This window comes from Pseudomonas sp. SWRI77, from assembly GCF_014269105.1.
Taxonomy (GTDB): Bacteria; Pseudomonadota; Gammaproteobacteria; order Pseudomonadales; family Pseudomonadaceae; genus Aquipseudomonas; species Aquipseudomonas capeferrum.
Map to the genome: position 1 here is coordinate 81,220 of NZ_JABWRV010000010.1, position 15,601 is coordinate 96,820.

Below are 15,601 nucleotides of genomic sequence, written 5' to 3' on the forward strand. Positions count from 1 at the left end.
GACCTTTGACGAGAGCCTGCCATGAGTGAAGAGATCCTGATCAACATCACCCCGATGGAGTCACGTGTGGCGGTGGTGGAAAACGGGGTGCTGCAGGAAGTGCACGTCGAGCGCACCCAGCGCCGCGGCATCGTCGGCAATATCTACAAGGGCAAGGTGGTACGCGTGCTGCCCGGCATGCAGGCGGCGTTCGTCGACATCGGCCTGGAGCGGGCTGCCTTCATCCATGCCTCGGAAATTTCCCAGCGCGAAGGCTCGGCGGTAGAAAACATCACCGCGCTGGTGCATGAAGGCCAGGCGCTGGTGGTACAGGTGACCAAGGACCCGATCGGCACCAAGGGCGCCCGCCTGACCACGCAGTTGTCGATCCCTTCGCGCTACCTGGTGTACATGCCGCGCAGCAGCCATGTTGGTATTTCCCTCAAGATCGAAGACGAAGCCGAGCGTGATCGCCTCAAGCAGGTGGTCAGCAGCTGCATGGACAGCGAGAACATCAAGGACGCCGGCGGCTTCATCCTGCGCACTGCCGCCGAAGGCGCCCGCGCCGAAGAGATCCTGCAGGACATTCGCTACCTGCGCCGCCTGTGGGAACAGATCGGCAGCCAGATCCAGACCTGCGGCGCGCCCACGGTAATCTACGAAGACCTCGGCCTGGCCCTGCGTACCCTGCGCGACCTGGTCAACCCGAAGATCGAGAAAATCCGCATCGACTCGCGGGAAACGTTCCAGAAAACCACGCAGTTCGTCGGCGAATTGATGCCTGAGATTGCCGATCGGCTCGAGCATTACCCTGGCGAGCGGCCGATCTTTGACCTGTACGGTGTCGAAGACGAGATTCAGCGTGCCCTGGAGCGCAAGGTGCCGCTCAAGTCCGGTGGCTATCTGGTGGTCGACCCTGCTGAGGCAATGACCACCATCGACGTCAACACCGGCGCCTTCGTCGGCCATCGCAACCTTGAAGAAACTATCTTCAAGACCAACCTTGAAGCCGCTACCGCCATTGCCCGGCAACTGCGCCTGCGCAACATCGGCGGCATCATCATCATCGACTTCATCGACATGGAGGATGAAGAGCATCAGCGCCAAGTGCTGCGCACCCTGGAAAAGCAGCTCGAGCGTGATCACGCCAAGACCAACATCATCGGCATTACCGAGCTGGGCCTGGTGCAGATGACCCGCAAGCGCACGCGTGAGAGCCTCGAGCAGGTGCTTTGCGAACCCTGCCTGGCGTGCCAGGGCCGTGGCAAGCTGAAAACCCCCGAGACCATTTGTTACGAGATCTTCCGTGAGATCCTTCGCGAAGCCCGTGCCTACCAGGCCGAGGGCTACCGCGTACTGGCCAACCAGAAAGTGGTCGACCGCCTGCTGGACGAAGAGTCGGGCAACGTGGCGGAGCTTGAAACCTTCATCGGCAGAACTATTCGCTTCCAGGTCGAGTCGATGTACTCGCAGGAACAATACGATGTGGTGCTGCTCTGAGGCTTACCAAAACGCAGCACAGGATGGCCGGGCTGGCAAAACCGGTACTTGGGGCCATCATGGATAAACGACCTGGAGGGCCATGGCCATGGGACGTCTGAACCGCGTTCTTGTCGCCTTGACTCGCTGGGGGCTGGGCTTGTGTGCGCTGCTGGCGGTGCTGGTGGCGTTGTATGTCAGCCTCGGCCGGCAATTGGTGCCGTTGGTGGCCGAGTACCGAGCCGATGTCGAGAGCAAGGCCGAACAGGCGTTGGGCCTGCCAGTGCATGTCGGCGCCCTTGAGGGGCGCTGGAGCGGGCTGGCGCCTGTGCTGCGCGTTCGCGACCTGCAATTGGGCGAAGGCGCCACCGCGTTGCGCCTGGACGACGTCAAGCTGGTGCCGGACTTGTGGGCCAGCCTGACCTCCCGCGAGGTACGCCTGGCGCGTATTCAGTTAGGCGGCTTGCAACTGATCCTGCGCGAAGATGAGCAAGGCGCCTGGAACCTCGAAGGGCTGCCGAAAAAAGACGATGCCGCCCTCGACCCCGCCGAATTGCTGCAGCGCTTGCGCCAACTGGGGCGTATCGATGTATTCGACAGCCAGGTTACCTTGCAGCCCTGGCAGCGCGACCCCCTGACCTTGACGTATGTGAGTGCCGGCCTGCAGGCCGGTGCCTCGCGCCAGGCCCTCGACGTGCGCGCAACCCTGCCGGACGGCCAGCCCCTGGCGCTGAACCTGCGCAGCCGCGCGTCGGCCAAAGCCTGGCAAGACGCTGAGGTTACGGCATACCTGAGCCTGCCGCAGAGCGATTGGGCGCGCTGGTTGCCGCCGCGTCTGCTGGGCCAGTGGCAGGCTGACGCATTGCGCGCCGGGGGCGAGTTCTGGGTCGACTGGCGCCAAGGCCAGTTGCAAGACGCGGTGGTCCGTCTCAATGCGCCAACGCTGCAAGGTGCGTATGCCGGGCGCAAGGCCGCAACCCTGGACAACCTGGCGCTCGCCGCCTGGTTCCAGCGCAGCCCGCAAGGCTTCGATGTGAGTGTCGATTCCCTGGCCATGAGCATCGGCAAGACCCGTTGGGAAACCCATCTGCAGTTACGCCAGCGCCCTGGGCAGGCACCCGCCGACGAGCGCTGGGAAGTGCAGGCCGACCGCCTTGACCTCACTCCGCTGACCCCATTGATCGATGCCTTGGCACCGCTGCCGGATAACCTCATGGCCGTGGTCGATGGCCTGAAGGTCACCGGCGCGCTGCGCAACCTGCGCCTGGAGGCGCGGCCCAAGGCTGAGGGCGACCAGCGGCTGCAATTTGCCGCCAACCTGGAGCAGGTCGGTTTCAACGCCTACCACGGTGCCCCGGCGGCCGGCAACGTCAGTGGCAGCATCAGCGGCGACCTGGGCCATGGCGAGCTGCGGCTCGACACTGAGGCCTTCATGCTGCACTTGTACCCGATCTTCGCCAAACCTTGGCATTACCAGCAGGCCAATGCCCGCCTGACCTGGGCCCTCGACAAGCAAGGCTTCACCCTCGTCGCGCCGTACCTCAAGGTGCTGGGCGAGGAGGGCAAGATCGCCGGTGACTTCTTGATCCGCCTGCTGTTCGAAGAGGGCCGCGAGGACTACATGGACCTGCGGGTCGGGTTGACCGAGGGCGATGGCCGATACACCGCCAAATACTTGCCGGAAGTGCTCAGCCCGGCCCTCGACGAATGGCTGCGCAGTGCGATCGTCAAGGGCACCGTGGATGAGGGCTACTTCCAGTACCAGGGATCGCTGAACCACGGCGCCGCCCCGGAGGCTCGCAGTATCAGCCTGTTCTTCAAGGTGCGTGACGCGGCGCTGGACTTCCAGCCCGGCTGGCCTCAAGTGCAGCAGGTCGATGGTGACGTGCTGATCGAAGACAGTGGTGTGCGCATCAAGGCCCACCATGGCCTGCTGCTCGATACCAAGGTCAGTGACGTCAGTGTCGACATCCCCCACGTCGAAGGCGACCAGCACAGCCATCTGTACCTGGATGGCGATTTCGACGGCAGCCTGGGTGACGGCCTGAAAATTCTCAAGGAAGCCCCGATCGGCACGGGTGAGATCTTCGCCGGGTGGGAAGGCGAGGGCCCGCTCAAGGGCAAGGTCAAGCTCGATATCCCCCTGGCACATGGGCAGCGGCCCAAGGTCAAGGTGGACTTCGCCACCGCTGATGCCCGCCTCAAGGTGGCCCCGCCAAGCCTGGAGCTGAACCGCCTGAAGGGCGACTTCAGTTTCGACTTCGACAAGGGCCTGAGCGGCAAGGACATCAGCCTGCAGGCATTCGGCAAACCGGTGACTGCGCAGATCGTCGCCGAGGGCGAGCCAGGGCAGATGCAGACCCGCATCAACGCCAGCGGCCAGGTTTCGCTGAAAGCGCTGACCGAGTGGCTGCAGTTCAACCAGGCGCTGCCAGCCTCGGGCGAGCTGCCCTACCAGTTGCAGGTCAACCTGGGTAGCCGGGACAACAGCCTGAACGTCAACTCGTCGCTCAAGGGGTTGGCGATCAATTTGCCGGCCCCCTTCGGCAAGGCAGCGGCGGATACCCGCGACAGCCGCTTCAGCATGAACCTGCAGGGCCAGGAGCGGCGCTTCGACGCCAGCTATGCCGACCTTGCACGCTTTGCCTATGCCGCGCCCGGCGACAAACTGGCCCAGGGCCGCGGTGAGCTGCTGCTGGGCACAGGCCAGGCGCAAGTGCCAAGCGGCCAGGGGCTGCGAGTACGCGGGCACCTGGAAGCACTGGACCTGGCGCCGTGGCAAGCGCAGATGGCTAGCCTGGGCGGTGACGACCCCGGTGGCAGTGCCCGGCAGAGCCTGCAAAGCGTCGACCTGAGCATCGGCCAGCTCAAAGCCTTCGGCATGGACCTGAATCAGGCGGTGGTGCGTCTGGCCCGTGGTGGCCCGGCGTGGGACCTGCGCCTGGACAGCAAGGAAGTCATCGGCAACGCGCGCGTACCCGACGCCAAGGCCGCGCCCATGTCGGTGCGCCTGCAGACCTTGCGCCTGCCAGCGGCGGACCCGGCCCAGGCGCAGGCCGAGGAGGGGCCCGACCCGTTGGCCTCATTCGACCCGCGCAAGGTGCCTGCCCTGGACCTGAGCATCGACAAGCTCTACCGTGGCGACGACCTCTACGGCAGCGCATCGATCAAGTTGCGCCCGACCGCGCGTGGCGTATCGGCAGACGATATCGACCTTGACTTCAAGGGCCTGCGCATAGATGGCGGCGGTGGCTGGGAAGGCCCGCCGGGCAGCAGCAGTAGCTGGTACAAAGGGCGCCTGGACGGCAAGAACCTGGCCGATGTGCTCAAGGCGTGGGGGTTTGCCCCCACCGTGACCAGCCGCGATTTCCGCCTGGATGTCGACGGCCGCTGGCCGGGCTCACCTGCCTGGGTGGGCTTGAACCGTTTCTCCGGGAGCATGGATGCCGCCCTGCGCACCGGCCAGTTCGTCGAAGTCGAAGGCAGTGCCCAGGCCCTGCGCGTGTTCGGCCTGCTCAACTTCAACTCCATCGGCCGCCGCTTGCGCCTGGACTTTTCCGACCTGTTCGACAAAGGCCTGGCCTATGATCGGGTCAAGGGCCTGCTGGTGGCCAGCAATGGCGTCTACGTGACCCGCGAGCCGATTACCGTTACCGGCCCGTCGAGCAACTTCGAGCTTGACGGTACCCTCGACCTGGTCCGTGACCGGGTGGATGCCAACCTGCAGGTGAGCCTGCCGGTGACCAACAACCTGCCGCTGGCTGCCCTGATTATCGGGGCACCTGCGGTGGGGGGCGCGCTGTTCCTGGTCGATCGCTTGATCGGCGACCGGGTATCACGCTTTGCCAGCGTGCATTACCGCGTCGAGGGGCCGTGGAAAGAGCCTAGAATCACATTTGTGAAACCTTTCGAGAAATCGCGCTAGGAGTCTTCATGAAGGCAGCGGTGATCCAGATGGTCAGTCAGGACGACGTGCTGGCCAACCTGCAGCGTGCCGGCGCCCTGCTTGAACAGGCCGCGCTCGGTGGCGCACGCCTGGCCGTGCTGCCAGAAAACTTCGCCGCCATGGGGCGCAAGGATGCTGCAGTGATCGGCCGCGCCGAAGCCTTGAACGAAGGGCCGATCCTGCCATGGTTGAAACGCACCGCGCGCGACCTCAAGTTATGGATTGTTGCCGGCACCTTGCCGTTGCCACCGGTCGGCCAGCGTGATGCCAAGGCCCATGCCTGCTCACTGCTGATCGACGAGCACGGTGAAGTGGCGGCACGCTACGACAAGTTGCACCTGTTCGACGTGGACGTCGCCGACAACCGCGGCCGTTACCGTGAGTCCGACGACTATGCCCATGGCGCGCAGGTGGTGGTGGCCGATACCCCGGTGGGGCGCCTGGGCCTGAGCGTATGCTATGACCTGCGCTTCCCCGAGTTGTACAGTGCCTTGCGCGCTGCCGGGGCCGAGCTGATCTGCGCGCCAGCCGCCTTCACTGCGGTGACGGGCGCGGCGCACTGGGACGTGCTGATTCGCGCGCGTGCCATCGAGACCCAATGCTACCTGTTGGCCGCAGCGCAGGGCGGCACCCATCCAGGCCCACGGGAAACCCATGGGCATGCAGCGATCGTCGACCCTTGGGGGCGGATCGTTGCGCAGCAGGCGCAGGGCGAAGCGGTATTGCTCGCCGAGCGCGACACTGATGAACAAGCGTCCATTCGGGCGCGCATGCCGGTGGTTTCGCACCGGCGCTTTTTCTCGCAGGACGCCTTGCGGCCTGCGCACACCTCGGAGTGACTATGAGCCAGATGTTATCCACCGTCAGCGAGCAGCTCCTGGCCCCAGGCGGGTTGACCCTGGACAGCCTGCAGGCTGTGCTGGGTGAGTTGGCCGGCCCGGGCATCGATGCCGCCGACTTGTATTTCCAGGGCCAGATCTCGGAAACCTGGGCGCTGGAGGACGGCATCGTCAAAGAGGGCAGCTTCAACCTCGACCAAGGCGTGGGCGTGCGTGCCCAGTCCGGTGAAAAGACCGGCTTCGCCTACAGCAACGCCATCAACCTGGAGGCACTGACCTCGGCGGCCCGTGCCGCGCGTTCGATCTCCCGTGCCGGGCAGAATGGTACGGTCCAGGCTTTCCGCAGCCAGGATGTGACGGCCCTGTATGCGCCGGACAACCCCCTGGATGTGCTCAGTCGCGCCGAAAAGGTCGACCTGCTCAAGCGTGTCGATGCCGCCACCCGGGCGCTGGACCCGCGTATCCAGCAGGTCAGCGTGAGCATGGCCGGGGTCTGGGAGCGCATTCTCATCGCGGCGGCCGATGGCAGCCTGGCCGCCGACGTGCGCCCGCTGGTGCGCTTCAACGTCAGCGTCATCGTCGAACACAATGGCCGCCGCGAGCGCGGTGGCCAGGGTGGCGGCGGGCGTACCGACTACCGCTTCTTCACCGAAGAGAAAGTCATGGGTTATGCCCGTGAGGCGTTGCGTCAGGCCCTGGTGAACCTGGAGGCGATTCCTGCCCCGGCGGGCACCTTGCCCGTGGTGCTGGGGCCGGGCTGGTCGGGCGTACTGTTGCATGAAGCGGTGGGCCATGGCCTGGAAGGCGACTTCAACCGCAAGGGCAGCTCGGCGTTCAGCGGCCGGATCGGTGAGCAGGTGGCGTCGAAACTGTGCACCATCGTCGACGATGGCACCCTTGAAGGCCGCCGCGGTTCGTTGAGCGTGGATGACGAAGGCACCCCGACCGAGTGCACCACGCTGATCGAGAACGGTGTGCTCAAAGGCTACATGCAGGACAAACTGAACGCCCGCCTGATGGGCATGGCCGTGACCGGCAATGGCCGCCGCGAATCCTACGCCCATCTGCCGATGCCGCGCATGACCAACACCTACATGCGCGCGGGCGAAAGCGACCCGCAGGAAATCATCGCTTCGGTGAAGAGAGGCATCTATTGCGCCAACCTGGGCGGTGGCCAGGTGGATATCACCAGCGGCAAGTTCGTCTTCTCCACCAGTGAGGCTTACCTGATCGAAGACGGCAAGATCACCGCGCCGGTCAAGGGGGCAACGCTGATTGGCAACGGGCCGGAGGCGATGAGCCGGGTGTCGATGGTCGGCAATGACCTGGCGCTGGACAGTGGCGTCGGCACGTGCGGCAAGGATGGGCAGTCGGTGCCGGTAGGGGTCGGGCAGCCGACGTTGAAACTCGACGCGATTACCGTCGGCGGGACCGGGGCGTGACAGGTGTGGGGGCTGCGCAGCAGCCCCTGGGCAATCAGCGCAATCCGCGCTGCAGCTCGTCGAGGTCGCGGATGTACTTGAACACCTTGCGCGCGGCGGCAGGCGGTTTGTTACGCGCCTTCTCGTGCTGGGCATGGCGGATCAGCGAGCGCATTTGCTGGCGATCGGTATCGGGGTACTCGTTGACGAAGCGTTCGAGGTCTTCGTCATTGCCGTCGATCAACCGGTCGCGCCAGCGCTCCAGGCCGTGGAAACGCTCGTTGTACTGGCGGGTCGAGCTGTCCATCTGTTCGAGCAAGGCATGGATGGCATCCAGGTCCTGCACACGCATAAGCTTGCCGACAAACGACATGTGGCGTTTGCGGGCACCATGAGCGGTGTGCTTGCTGGCCTCGGCCAGCGCCTTGCGCAGCTCGTCGGTCAACGGCAGGCGTGCCAGGGTGTCGGCCTTGAGCGTAGTGAGGCGCTCGCCGAGTTCGACCAGTGCATGCAGTTCGCGCTTGATCTGGGTTTTGCTTTTTTCGCCGTCGAAGGCGTCGTCGTTTGAATCAACCATGGTGGCAGTCCGCTAGAAATCGCCGCCATGATAACCAGTCGGGGGCCGCTTGTCCGGCCCGGTCGTAGAATGACCCTCGCCGAACGCAGAATTTGAGTGGAGAGAACCATGAGTGCAGTCCAGAGCGTAGGTCCGAAAGACCTGCCAGCCTTGCAGGAGCAGGTCGAAGCGATCATCGCCGAAGCGCGTCGCCAGGGCGCCAGTGCCTGCGAAGTGGCGGTCTCGCTGGAGCAAGGCCTGTCCACCACGGTGCGTCAGCGCGAGGTCGAAACGGTCGAGTTCAACCGTGACCAGGGCTTTGGCATCACCCTCTATGTCGGCCAGCGCAAAGGTTCGGCCAGTACCTCGGCAAGTGGCCCCGAGGCGATCCGCGAAACCGTAGCCGCCGCGCTGGCGATCGCCAAGCATACGTCCGAAGACGAATGCTCCGGCTTGGCCGACGCCGCCCTGATGGCCCGCGATATCCCGGACCTGGACCTTTACCACGACTGGGACATCGAACCCGAGAAGGCGATCGAGATGGCCCTGGCTTGCGAGGCCGCGGCGTTCGACGCCGATTCACGCATTCTCAACGCCGATGGCACCACGCTCAACACTCACCAAGGGTGCCGAGTGTATGGCAACAGCCACGGCTTCATCGGCAGCTACGCCTCGACCCGACACAGCCTGAGCTGCGTGATGATCGCCGAGGGTGATGGCCAGATGCAGCGTGACTACTGGTATGACGTAAACCGCCAGGGCAATTTGTTGGCCGACCCGCGCAGCATCGGCCAGCGTGCGGCCCAGCGTGCGGCCAGCCGCCTCGGCGCGCGCCCGGTGCCGACGTGCGAAGTGCCGGTGCTGTTCTCGGCAGAGCTCGCTGGCGGCCTGTTTGGCAGCTTCCTGTCGGCCATTTCCGGCGGCAACCTGTACCGCAAGTCGTCGTTCCTTGAAGGCACTATCGGGCAGCGGCTGTTCCCAAGCTGGCTGACTCTCGATGAGCGCCCGCATATTCCCCGGGCCTTGGGCAGTGCTGCGTTCGACGGTGACGGCCTGGCGACCTACGCCAAACCGTTTGTCGACAAGGGTGAGCTGGTGTCGTACCTGCTGGGGACCTATTCCGGGCGCAAGCTCGGCCTGCCCAGCACGGCCAACTCCGGTGGTGTGCACAACCTGTATGTGACCCACGGCGTCGAGGACCAGGCGGCCCTGATCCGCCGCATGGGGCGTGGCTTGCTGGTGACCGAGTTGATGGGGCATGGCCTGAACATGGTCACGGGCGACTATTCGCGTGGGGCTGCAGGCTTCTGGGTCGAGAACGGCGAGATCCAGCATGCGGTCCAGGAAGTGACCATCGCCGGGAACATGAAGGACATGTTCCAGCAAATCGTGGCGATCGGTAGCGATCTTGAGACCCGCAGCAATATTCACACGGGCTCGGTGCTGATCGAACGGATGACCGTTGCCGGCAGCTGAGTGGCCGCCTGATCTACAAAACCCGGCCTGCGCGCCGGGTTTTTTTATACCTGCTTACTCCCTGCTTTGGTCGATGCCCTCTTGAAGTGATTCTAGTTATCACTTAATAATGAATATCATTACCTAGTTGCTTGGCGATGGTGTTCATGAAATCCGTCCTCCACGAGTTGCCCTACCTGGAAAACTGGCGCTGGCTCAGCCGGCGCATTCGCTGCGCGCTCGAGCCCGATGAGCCGCGCCTGATCGAGCACTACCTGGCCGAAGGCCGCTACCTGGTGTGCTGCACCGAAACCTTGCCATGGACGGTGGCCCTGACCTCCTTTCGCCTGCTCCTGGATACCGCTTGCGACCGCATGCTGCCCTGGCATTGGCGCTGCCTGTGCCTGGACCAGGCCTGGCGACCCTTGCTCGACCTGCGCAACCTCGACCGCCGCGAACAGAACCAGCGCTGGCAGCCCTACGCCCTGCAATTGGCCAATTGCGTGCTGCTGCCTTCGATTTCTCCCGATGAACTGATGCAAGGATTAGACGATGAGTAATACCCGTATCGAGCGTGACAGCATGGGTGAGCTGCAGGTGCCTGCCGAGGCCCTGTATGGCGCCCAGACCCAGCGCGCGGTCGACAACTTCCCGGTCAGCGGCCAGCGCATGCCGGCCCAGTTCATTCGCGCATTGCTGCTGGCCAAGGCCGCAGCGGCCAAGGCCAACATCGAGCTGGAGCAGGTGAGCGCCGAGCAAGGTCAGGCCATCGTCAAGGCAGTCGAACAACTGCTGGCGGAAGATTTCATCCAGCATTTCCCGGTGGATGTGTTCCAGACCGGTTCCGGCACCAGTTCGAATATGAACGCCAACGAGGTGATCGCCACCCTGGCGACTCGCGTGCTGGGTAATGCGGTCAATGCCAACGACCATGTGAACTGCGGCCAGAGCAGCAACGACATCATCCCGACTACCATCCATGTCAGTGCCGCCCTGGCGCTGCACGAGCAACTGCTGCCAGCGTTGCGTCACCTGGTACAGGTGATCGAGGCCAAATCGCAGCAGGTACACCCATTCGTCAAAACCGGCCGTACCCACCTGATGGACGCCATGCCCGTGCGCATGAGCCAGGTGCTCGACGGCTGGGCAGCACAAATCAAAGGCGCGCAGGCGCACATCGAGGCGACCCTGCCGAGCCTGCAGGCGCTGGCCCAGGGCGGCACGGCGGTGGGAACGGGTATCAACGCCCACCCACAGTTCGCTGCCGGCTTCGCGCGCCAGCTCAGTGCCCTGACCCAGGTCGAGTTCACCCCTGGGCAGAACCTGTTTGCCCTGATCGGCTCGCAGGACACCGCCGTAGCTCTTTCCGGGCAGCTCAAGACTGCTGCGGTGGCGCTGATGAAAATCGCCAACGACCTGCGCTGGATGAACTCCGGCCCGTTGGCCGGCCTTGGCGAGATTGAACTGCAAGGCCTGCAGCCTGGCTCTTCGATCATGCCGGGCAAGGTCAACCCAGTGATCCCGGAAGCCACTGCCATGGTGGCTGCGCAGGTCATCGGCAATGACGCGACCATCGCCATCGCCGGGCAGTCGGGCAACTTCGAGCTGAACGTGATGCTGCCGGTGATCGCCCGCAACCTGCTGGAAAGCATCGAACTGATGGCCAACGTCAGCCGCTTGCTGGCCGACAAGGCCATCGCCACGTTCAAGGTCAATGAAGGCAAGCTCAAGGAGGCGCTGGCGCGCAACCCGATCCTGGTCACGGCGCTGAACCCGATCATCGGCTATCTCAAGGCCGCCGAAATCGCCAAGACCGCCTACCAGCAAGGCCGCCCGATCATCGATGTGGCGCTGGAGCATACCGACTTGTCGCGCGACCAGCTGGAAGCGCTGCTCGACCCGGAAAAACTCACCGCCGGCGGGATCTGACCCCGGCGCAGGAGACACGCCATGCAGCACTGGAAACGCACCACCGAAATGGCCAACCACCTGTTCGAGCAAGGTGAGTGGGTCGATGCACGGGAACACTACCTGCAAGCCCTGGCGCTGGCCCAGGTGCTGTTCGAGCGCTGGCATGACGTCGACGAAGCGGTGGCGGTGTTCGTCATCGCTCACCACAACCTGGCCGACCTGCACCTGCAGTTGAACCAGCCGCACGAGAGCGCCGACTACCTGTGCTCTGCGCATCAGCGCCTGCTGCAGGCCAGCCAGGAGGCCCGCTTGCCCCAGGCGCTGCGCGATGCCGCGCTGCGCCACAGTGGGCGCACCTACACCGAGTTGCTGAATTTCATCGCCGAGTACGGCCAGTACCCGCGCACCGAGCGCCTGCTCAACCGTCACGCACCCGCTGCCAGCGCGCTGGCCGCGAAGGCCGACGTGACACCCAGACCCCACGCTTACGGAATCCACTGACATGCCACACACCTTGCCTGCGTTGCCCTATGCCTACGATGCGCTGGAACCGCACATCGATGCCCAGACCATGGAGATTCACCACAGCAAGCATCACCAGACCTATATCAACAACCTCAACGCCGCTATCGAAGGCACCGAATGGGCCGAGTGGCCGGTGGAGCAGTTGGTCGGCGCGGTCAAGCAGTTGCCAGAGAAGCTGCAGGCTGCGGTGATCAACCAAGGGGGTGGCCACGCCAACCACACGCTGTTCTGGACCGTGATGGCGCCACAGGGTGGCGGCCAGCCGCACGGTCAGGTGGCCAAGGCAATCGAAGCCGAGCTGGGTGGTTTCGACGCCTTCAAGGACGCGTTCACCAAAGCGGCACTGAGCCGCTTCGGCAGTGGTTGGGCCTGGCTCAGCGTCACCCCGGAAAACAAGCTGGTGGTTGAAAGCAGCGGCAACCAGGACAGCCCGCTGATGCACGGTAATACGCCGATCCTGGGGTTGGACGTGTGGGAACACGCTTACTACCTCAAGTACCAGAACCGTCGCCCTGAATACATCGGTGCCTTCTACAACGTCGTCGACTGGGCGGAAGTAGAACGTCGTTATCTCGAAGCCTTGAAGTGAGTCGATCCGGTATGCGTTCACAGGTGTTGTCCGTCAGCAGCGTGCGTCTGTTTCGCCTGGCGATAGGAACCTTGCTGTTGCTGGTCGGCACTGCGCTGTTGCTGGCGCAGGGCATTGCCTGGCTGGGCCTGGAACCGCGCATGCTGCGCGCCCTCGAGGGGGGCGCACTGTGCGCGTTGGGGACGGCGCTGGGCGCGGTACCGGTGTTGGTGATACGTAATATGCCGGTGGCCCTGGCCGACACACTGCTGGGCTTCGGCGCCGGCGTGATGCTGGCGGCCACCGCGTTTTCCCTGATCATTCCGGGGTTGGAAGCGGCTCAAGGTATCGGCTTCAGCCCCTGGGGCGCGGGCGGCCTGATCAGCTTTGGCTTGATGTTCGGCGCCTTGTGCCTGTTTCTGGTCGACCTCAAGGTTTCCGGGGCCTCGCCGGAAGCCTTGGTCGGCACGGATAACCAGCCAGTGATCGCCGCGCGAATCTGGCTGTTCGTGATTGCCATCATTGCCCACAACATTCCTGAAGGCATGGCCATCGGCGTGTCGGCGGGTGGCGGTATGGCGGATGCCGACAGCCTGGCCATGGGCATCGCCTTGCAGGATGTGCCTGAGGGCCTGGTGATAGCGCTGGTGCTGGCGGGGGCGGGCATGCCGCGGTTCAAGGCGTTTCTGATCGGAGCCGCTTCAGGCCTGGTCGAACCCGTGGCTGCGGTGATCTGTGCCTGGCTGGTCAACGTAGCCGAACTGCTGCTGCCGTTGGGGTTGGCGTGTGCGGCGGGAGCGATGCTGTTGGTGGTGACCCAGGAAATCATCCCTGAGTCGCGCAGCAATGGGCATCACCGCTTGGCCAGCCTGGGGCTGTGTATCGGTTTCTGCTTGATGATGGTGATGGACACCGCGATGTCCTGAGCGGTTTACTCGCCTTCGTCGAAGTAGTTGTTGATCAGCTCGATCAAGGCTTCCAGCGCTTCGTTGTCCTGTTCGCCTTCGGTCAGCAGGTGCACCTGGGTGCCTTTGCCTGCCGCGAGCATCATCACTGCCATGATGCTTTTGCCGTCCACCAGCTTGTCGGGCGCGCGGCCCACGCGCACCTGGCAGGGGAAGCGCCCGGCCACGCCGACGAACTTGGCTGCCGCCCGGGCATGCAGGCCCAGCTTGTTGATGATGGTGATTTCGCAGGCGGGCATCGTGGGGTGGATCCTGTGGGCTAGAGGTCGCGGTGGCGGACCTGGACGTTTTTCAGTGATTGCTGCAGCAACTCGCCGAGGCGTTCGGTCAGGTACACCGAGCGGTGATGGCCGCCGGTGCAGCCGATGGCGATAGTGACGTAGGCGCGGTTGCTGGCGGCGAAGCGGGGCAGCCATTTGAGCAGGTAGCTGGAAATGTCGTTGAACATCTCTTCGACATCCGGCTGGGCGGCGAGGTAGTCGATCACCGGCTGATCGAGGCCGGAGTGCTCACGCAGCTCGGGCTTCCAATAGGGGTTGGGCAGGCAGCGCACATCGAACACCAGGTCGGCATCGACCGGCATGCCGCGCTTGAAGCCGAACGATTCGACCAGAAACGCAGTGCCAGGCTCTGGCTGGTTGAGCAGGCGCAGCTTGATCGAGTCGCGCAGTTGGTAAAGGTTTAGGCTGGTAGTGTCGATTTTCAGGTCAGCCAGATCGGAGATCGGCCCCAGCATGTCGCTCTCGACCCGTATTGCCTCTGCCAGGGAACGGTTGGCATTGGTCAGCGGGTGGCGCCGGCGCGTCTCGGAGAAGCGTTTGAGCAGCGTATCTTCGTCGGCGTCCAGGTACAGCACGTCGCATTGGATGTGCCGCGCTCGGGCCTCTTCGAGCAGTTCGGGGAAACGCGACAGGTGGCTGGGCAGGTTGCGCGCGTCAATCGACACGGCGACCTTGGGTTGCAGCAACTCGGTATTGATCAACGCGTTTTCCGCCAGCTGCGGTAGCAGGCCGGCGGGCAGGTTGTCGATGCAATAGAAACCGTTGTCTTCCAGCACATCGAGGGCGGTGCTCTTGCCGGAGCCGGACCGGCCGCTAACGATGATCAGACGCATGTTCAGGGCTCGCTCTGGACGTCCAGGACAACCTGGTAAAGGGCCTCGTTACTGCTGGCTGCACGCAGACGATCACGAACCTCTTTGCGATCGAGCATGCTGGCAATCTGGCGCAGCAGTTCCAGGTGCGCATCGGTGGCAGCTTCGGGCACCAGCAGGACGAACAGCAGGTCCACGGGTGCGCCATCGATGGCGTCGTAGTCGATCGGTGCCTCCAGGTGCAGCAAGGCGCTGACGGGGGCGGTGCATCCTTCGAGCCGGCAGTGGGGGATGGCGATGCCGTTGCCGAACCCGGTCGAGCCGAGTTTTTCACGGGCGACCAGTTTCTCGAAGACGTCTTGCATCTCCAGTTCTGGCACTTGGTCGGCGATGACAGTGGCGACCTTTTCGAGGGCGCGCTTCTTACTGCCGCCCGGCACGTTCACGAGGGAACGGCCGGGGGTCAGGATGGTTTCAAGTCGGATCATGGATGAGGGGGATCAGCGGGCAGCCGTGCCTTGCAGCAGGCTTTGCTGTTTTTCCTTGTGTTTTTTCAGTTGGCGGTCGAGCTTGTCGGCCAAGGCGTCGATCGCTGCATACATGTCTTCGTGTTCCGCGTTGGCGACCACTTCACCGCCAGGAATCTGCAGGGTCGCTTCGACCTTCTGCTGCAGCTTCTCGACCTTCATGATGACCTGCACGTTGGTAATCTTGTCGAAGTGACCCTCCAGGCGCTTGAGTTTCTGCTCGATATAGTCGCGCAGCGGCGGGGTGACTTCTACATGGTGTCCACTGATGTTGACTTGCATACAGCTTCTCCTTTGTTGCCCGTGCATCATAAAGAGGCAGGTCTTGCACCTGCCC

15 protein-coding genes are annotated in these 15,601 nt (G+C 63.9%); 10 read left to right on the top strand and 5 right to left on the bottom strand.

What is annotated here, in order from left to right; genetic code table 11:
• Positions 1-21 precede the first annotated feature (21 nt).
• The 4 genes from rng to tldD all read left to right on the top strand — a co-directional run bounded on the left by rng (position 22) and on the right by tldD (position 7,685).
• On the top strand, positions 22-1,479 hold the full coding sequence (gene rng, locus HU766_RS12275; protein WP_033701120.1) for a ribonuclease G: 1,458 nt from the start codon (positions 22-24) through the stop codon (positions 1,477-1,479).
• 82 nt (positions 1,480-1,561) lie between these two features.
• Positions 1,562-5,383 carry a YhdP family protein gene (locus tag HU766_RS12280; RefSeq protein WP_186657051.1) on the top strand — a complete coding sequence of 1,274 codons (3,822 nt, stop codon included), beginning with the start codon at positions 1,562-1,564 and terminating at the stop codon, positions 5,381-5,383.
• A gap of 8 nt (positions 5,384-5,391) precedes the next feature.
• The gene (locus HU766_RS12285) at positions 5,392-6,243 is read left to right on the top strand and encodes a carbon-nitrogen hydrolase family protein (RefSeq protein ID WP_186657054.1); all 852 of its coding nucleotides are present in this window, start codon (positions 5,392-5,394) and stop codon (positions 6,241-6,243) included.
• A gap of 2 nt (positions 6,244-6,245) precedes the next feature.
• On the top strand, positions 6,246-7,685 hold the full coding sequence (gene tldD / locus HU766_RS12290) for a metalloprotease TldD (protein ID WP_033701116.1): 1,440 nt from the start codon (positions 6,246-6,248) through the stop codon (positions 7,683-7,685).
• Between the two features lie 34 nt (positions 7,686-7,719).
• Here the strand turns inward: tldD and yjgA are convergent, their stop codons facing one another.
• Positions 7,720-8,241, bottom strand: coding sequence for a ribosome biogenesis factor YjgA (gene yjgA / locus HU766_RS12295; protein ID WP_033701114.1), 522 nt, complete (start codon positions 8,239-8,241; stop codon positions 7,720-7,722).
• A gap of 108 nt (positions 8,242-8,349) precedes the next feature.
• Between yjgA and pmbA the strand changes: the two genes are divergently transcribed.
• The 6 genes from pmbA (at position 8,350) to HU766_RS12325 (ending at position 13,605) form a co-directional block, all read left to right on the top strand.
• Complete coding sequence (pmbA, locus tag HU766_RS12300; protein ID WP_033701112.1) at positions 8,350-9,696, top strand: metalloprotease PmbA; 1,347 nt, start codon at positions 8,350-8,352, stop codon at positions 9,694-9,696.
• Between the two features lie 137 nt (positions 9,697-9,833).
• Positions 9,834-10,235, top strand: a complete 402-nt coding sequence (locus tag HU766_RS12305; protein WP_033701111.1) for a hypothetical protein — start codon at positions 9,834-9,836, stop codon at positions 10,233-10,235.
• Entirely contained in the window at positions 10,228-11,604 is a 1,377-nt protein-coding gene (locus HU766_RS12310; RefSeq protein WP_156310390.1) for a class II fumarate hydratase, read from the top strand. The genes HU766_RS12305 and HU766_RS12310 overlap by 8 nt, the downstream gene beginning before the upstream one ends.
• A 21-nt stretch (positions 11,605-11,625) precedes the next feature.
• Positions 11,626-12,087, top strand: a complete 462-nt coding sequence (locus HU766_RS12315; RefSeq protein WP_186657057.1) for a hypothetical protein — start codon at positions 11,626-11,628, stop codon at positions 12,085-12,087.
• Between the two features lies 1 nt (position 12,088).
• Positions 12,089-12,700, top strand: coding sequence for a superoxide dismutase (locus HU766_RS12320; protein WP_156310384.1), 612 nt, complete (start codon positions 12,089-12,091; stop codon positions 12,698-12,700).
• Positions 12,701-12,711: 11 nt separating this feature from the next.
• Positions 12,712-13,605, top strand: coding sequence for a ZIP family metal transporter (locus HU766_RS12325; RefSeq protein ID WP_099452996.1), 894 nt, complete (start codon positions 12,712-12,714; stop codon positions 13,603-13,605).
• Positions 13,606-13,610: 5 nt separating this feature from the next.
• Here the strand turns inward: HU766_RS12325 and HU766_RS12330 are convergent, their stop codons facing one another.
• Genes HU766_RS12330 through raiA form a run of 4 tightly spaced genes read right to left on the bottom strand, consistent with a single transcriptional unit; the run spans position 13,611 to position 15,546 of the window.
• Positions 13,611-13,883, bottom strand: a complete 273-nt coding sequence (locus HU766_RS12330; RefSeq protein ID WP_033701105.1) for an HPr family phosphocarrier protein — start codon at positions 13,881-13,883, stop codon at positions 13,611-13,613.
• A gap of 20 nt (positions 13,884-13,903) precedes the next feature.
• Complete coding sequence (gene rapZ, locus HU766_RS12335) at positions 13,904-14,758, bottom strand: RNase adapter RapZ (RefSeq protein WP_033701103.1); 855 nt, start codon at positions 14,756-14,758, stop codon at positions 13,904-13,906.
• A gap of 2 nt (positions 14,759-14,760) precedes the next feature.
• Positions 14,761-15,225 (bottom strand): PTS IIA-like nitrogen regulatory protein PtsN, encoded by a 465-nt coding sequence (gene ptsN, locus HU766_RS12340; RefSeq protein WP_033701102.1) that lies wholly within the window; start codon positions 15,223-15,225, stop codon positions 14,761-14,763.
• A 12-nt stretch (positions 15,226-15,237) separates the two neighbouring features.
• Positions 15,238-15,546, bottom strand: a complete 309-nt coding sequence (raiA, locus tag HU766_RS12345) for a ribosome-associated translation inhibitor RaiA (RefSeq protein WP_033701100.1) — start codon at positions 15,544-15,546, stop codon at positions 15,238-15,240.
• Between the last annotated feature and the right edge of the window lie 55 nt (positions 15,547-15,601).

Coding starts and splice junctions, on each gene's coding strand:
- rng (WP_033701120.1), top strand. CDS start 22: ATGAGTGAAGAGATCCTGATCAACATCACCCCGATGGAGTCACGTGTG.
- HU766_RS12280 (WP_186657051.1), top strand. CDS start 1,562: ATGGCCATGGGACGTCTGAACCGCGTTCTTGTCGCCTTGACTCGCTGG.
- HU766_RS12285 (WP_186657054.1), top strand. CDS start 5,392: ATGAAGGCAGCGGTGATCCAGATGGTCAGTCAGGACGACGTGCTGGCC.
- tldD (WP_033701116.1), top strand. CDS start 6,246: ATGAGCCAGATGTTATCCACCGTCAGCGAGCAGCTCCTGGCCCCAGGC.
- yjgA (WP_033701114.1), bottom strand. CDS start 8,241: ATGGTTGATTCAAACGACGACGCCTTCGACGGCGAAAAAAGCAAAACC.
- pmbA (WP_033701112.1), top strand. CDS start 8,350: ATGAGTGCAGTCCAGAGCGTAGGTCCGAAAGACCTGCCAGCCTTGCAG.
- HU766_RS12305 (WP_033701111.1), top strand. CDS start 9,834: ATGGTGTTCATGAAATCCGTCCTCCACGAGTTGCCCTACCTGGAAAAC.
- HU766_RS12310 (WP_156310390.1), top strand. CDS start 10,228: ATGAGTAATACCCGTATCGAGCGTGACAGCATGGGTGAGCTGCAGGTG.
- HU766_RS12315 (WP_186657057.1), top strand. CDS start 11,626: ATGCAGCACTGGAAACGCACCACCGAAATGGCCAACCACCTGTTCGAG.
- HU766_RS12320 (WP_156310384.1), top strand. CDS start 12,089: ATGCCACACACCTTGCCTGCGTTGCCCTATGCCTACGATGCGCTGGAA.
- HU766_RS12325 (WP_099452996.1), top strand. CDS start 12,712: ATGCGTTCACAGGTGTTGTCCGTCAGCAGCGTGCGTCTGTTTCGCCTG.
- HU766_RS12330 (WP_033701105.1), bottom strand. CDS start 13,883: ATGCCCGCCTGCGAAATCACCATCATCAACAAGCTGGGCCTGCATGCC.
- rapZ (WP_033701103.1), bottom strand. CDS start 14,758: ATGCGTCTGATCATCGTTAGCGGCCGGTCCGGCTCCGGCAAGAGCACC.
- ptsN (WP_033701102.1), bottom strand. CDS start 15,225: ATGATCCGACTTGAAACCATCCTGACCCCCGGCCGTTCCCTCGTGAAC.
- raiA (WP_033701100.1), bottom strand. CDS start 15,546: ATGCAAGTCAACATCAGTGGACACCATGTAGAAGTCACCCCGCCGCTG.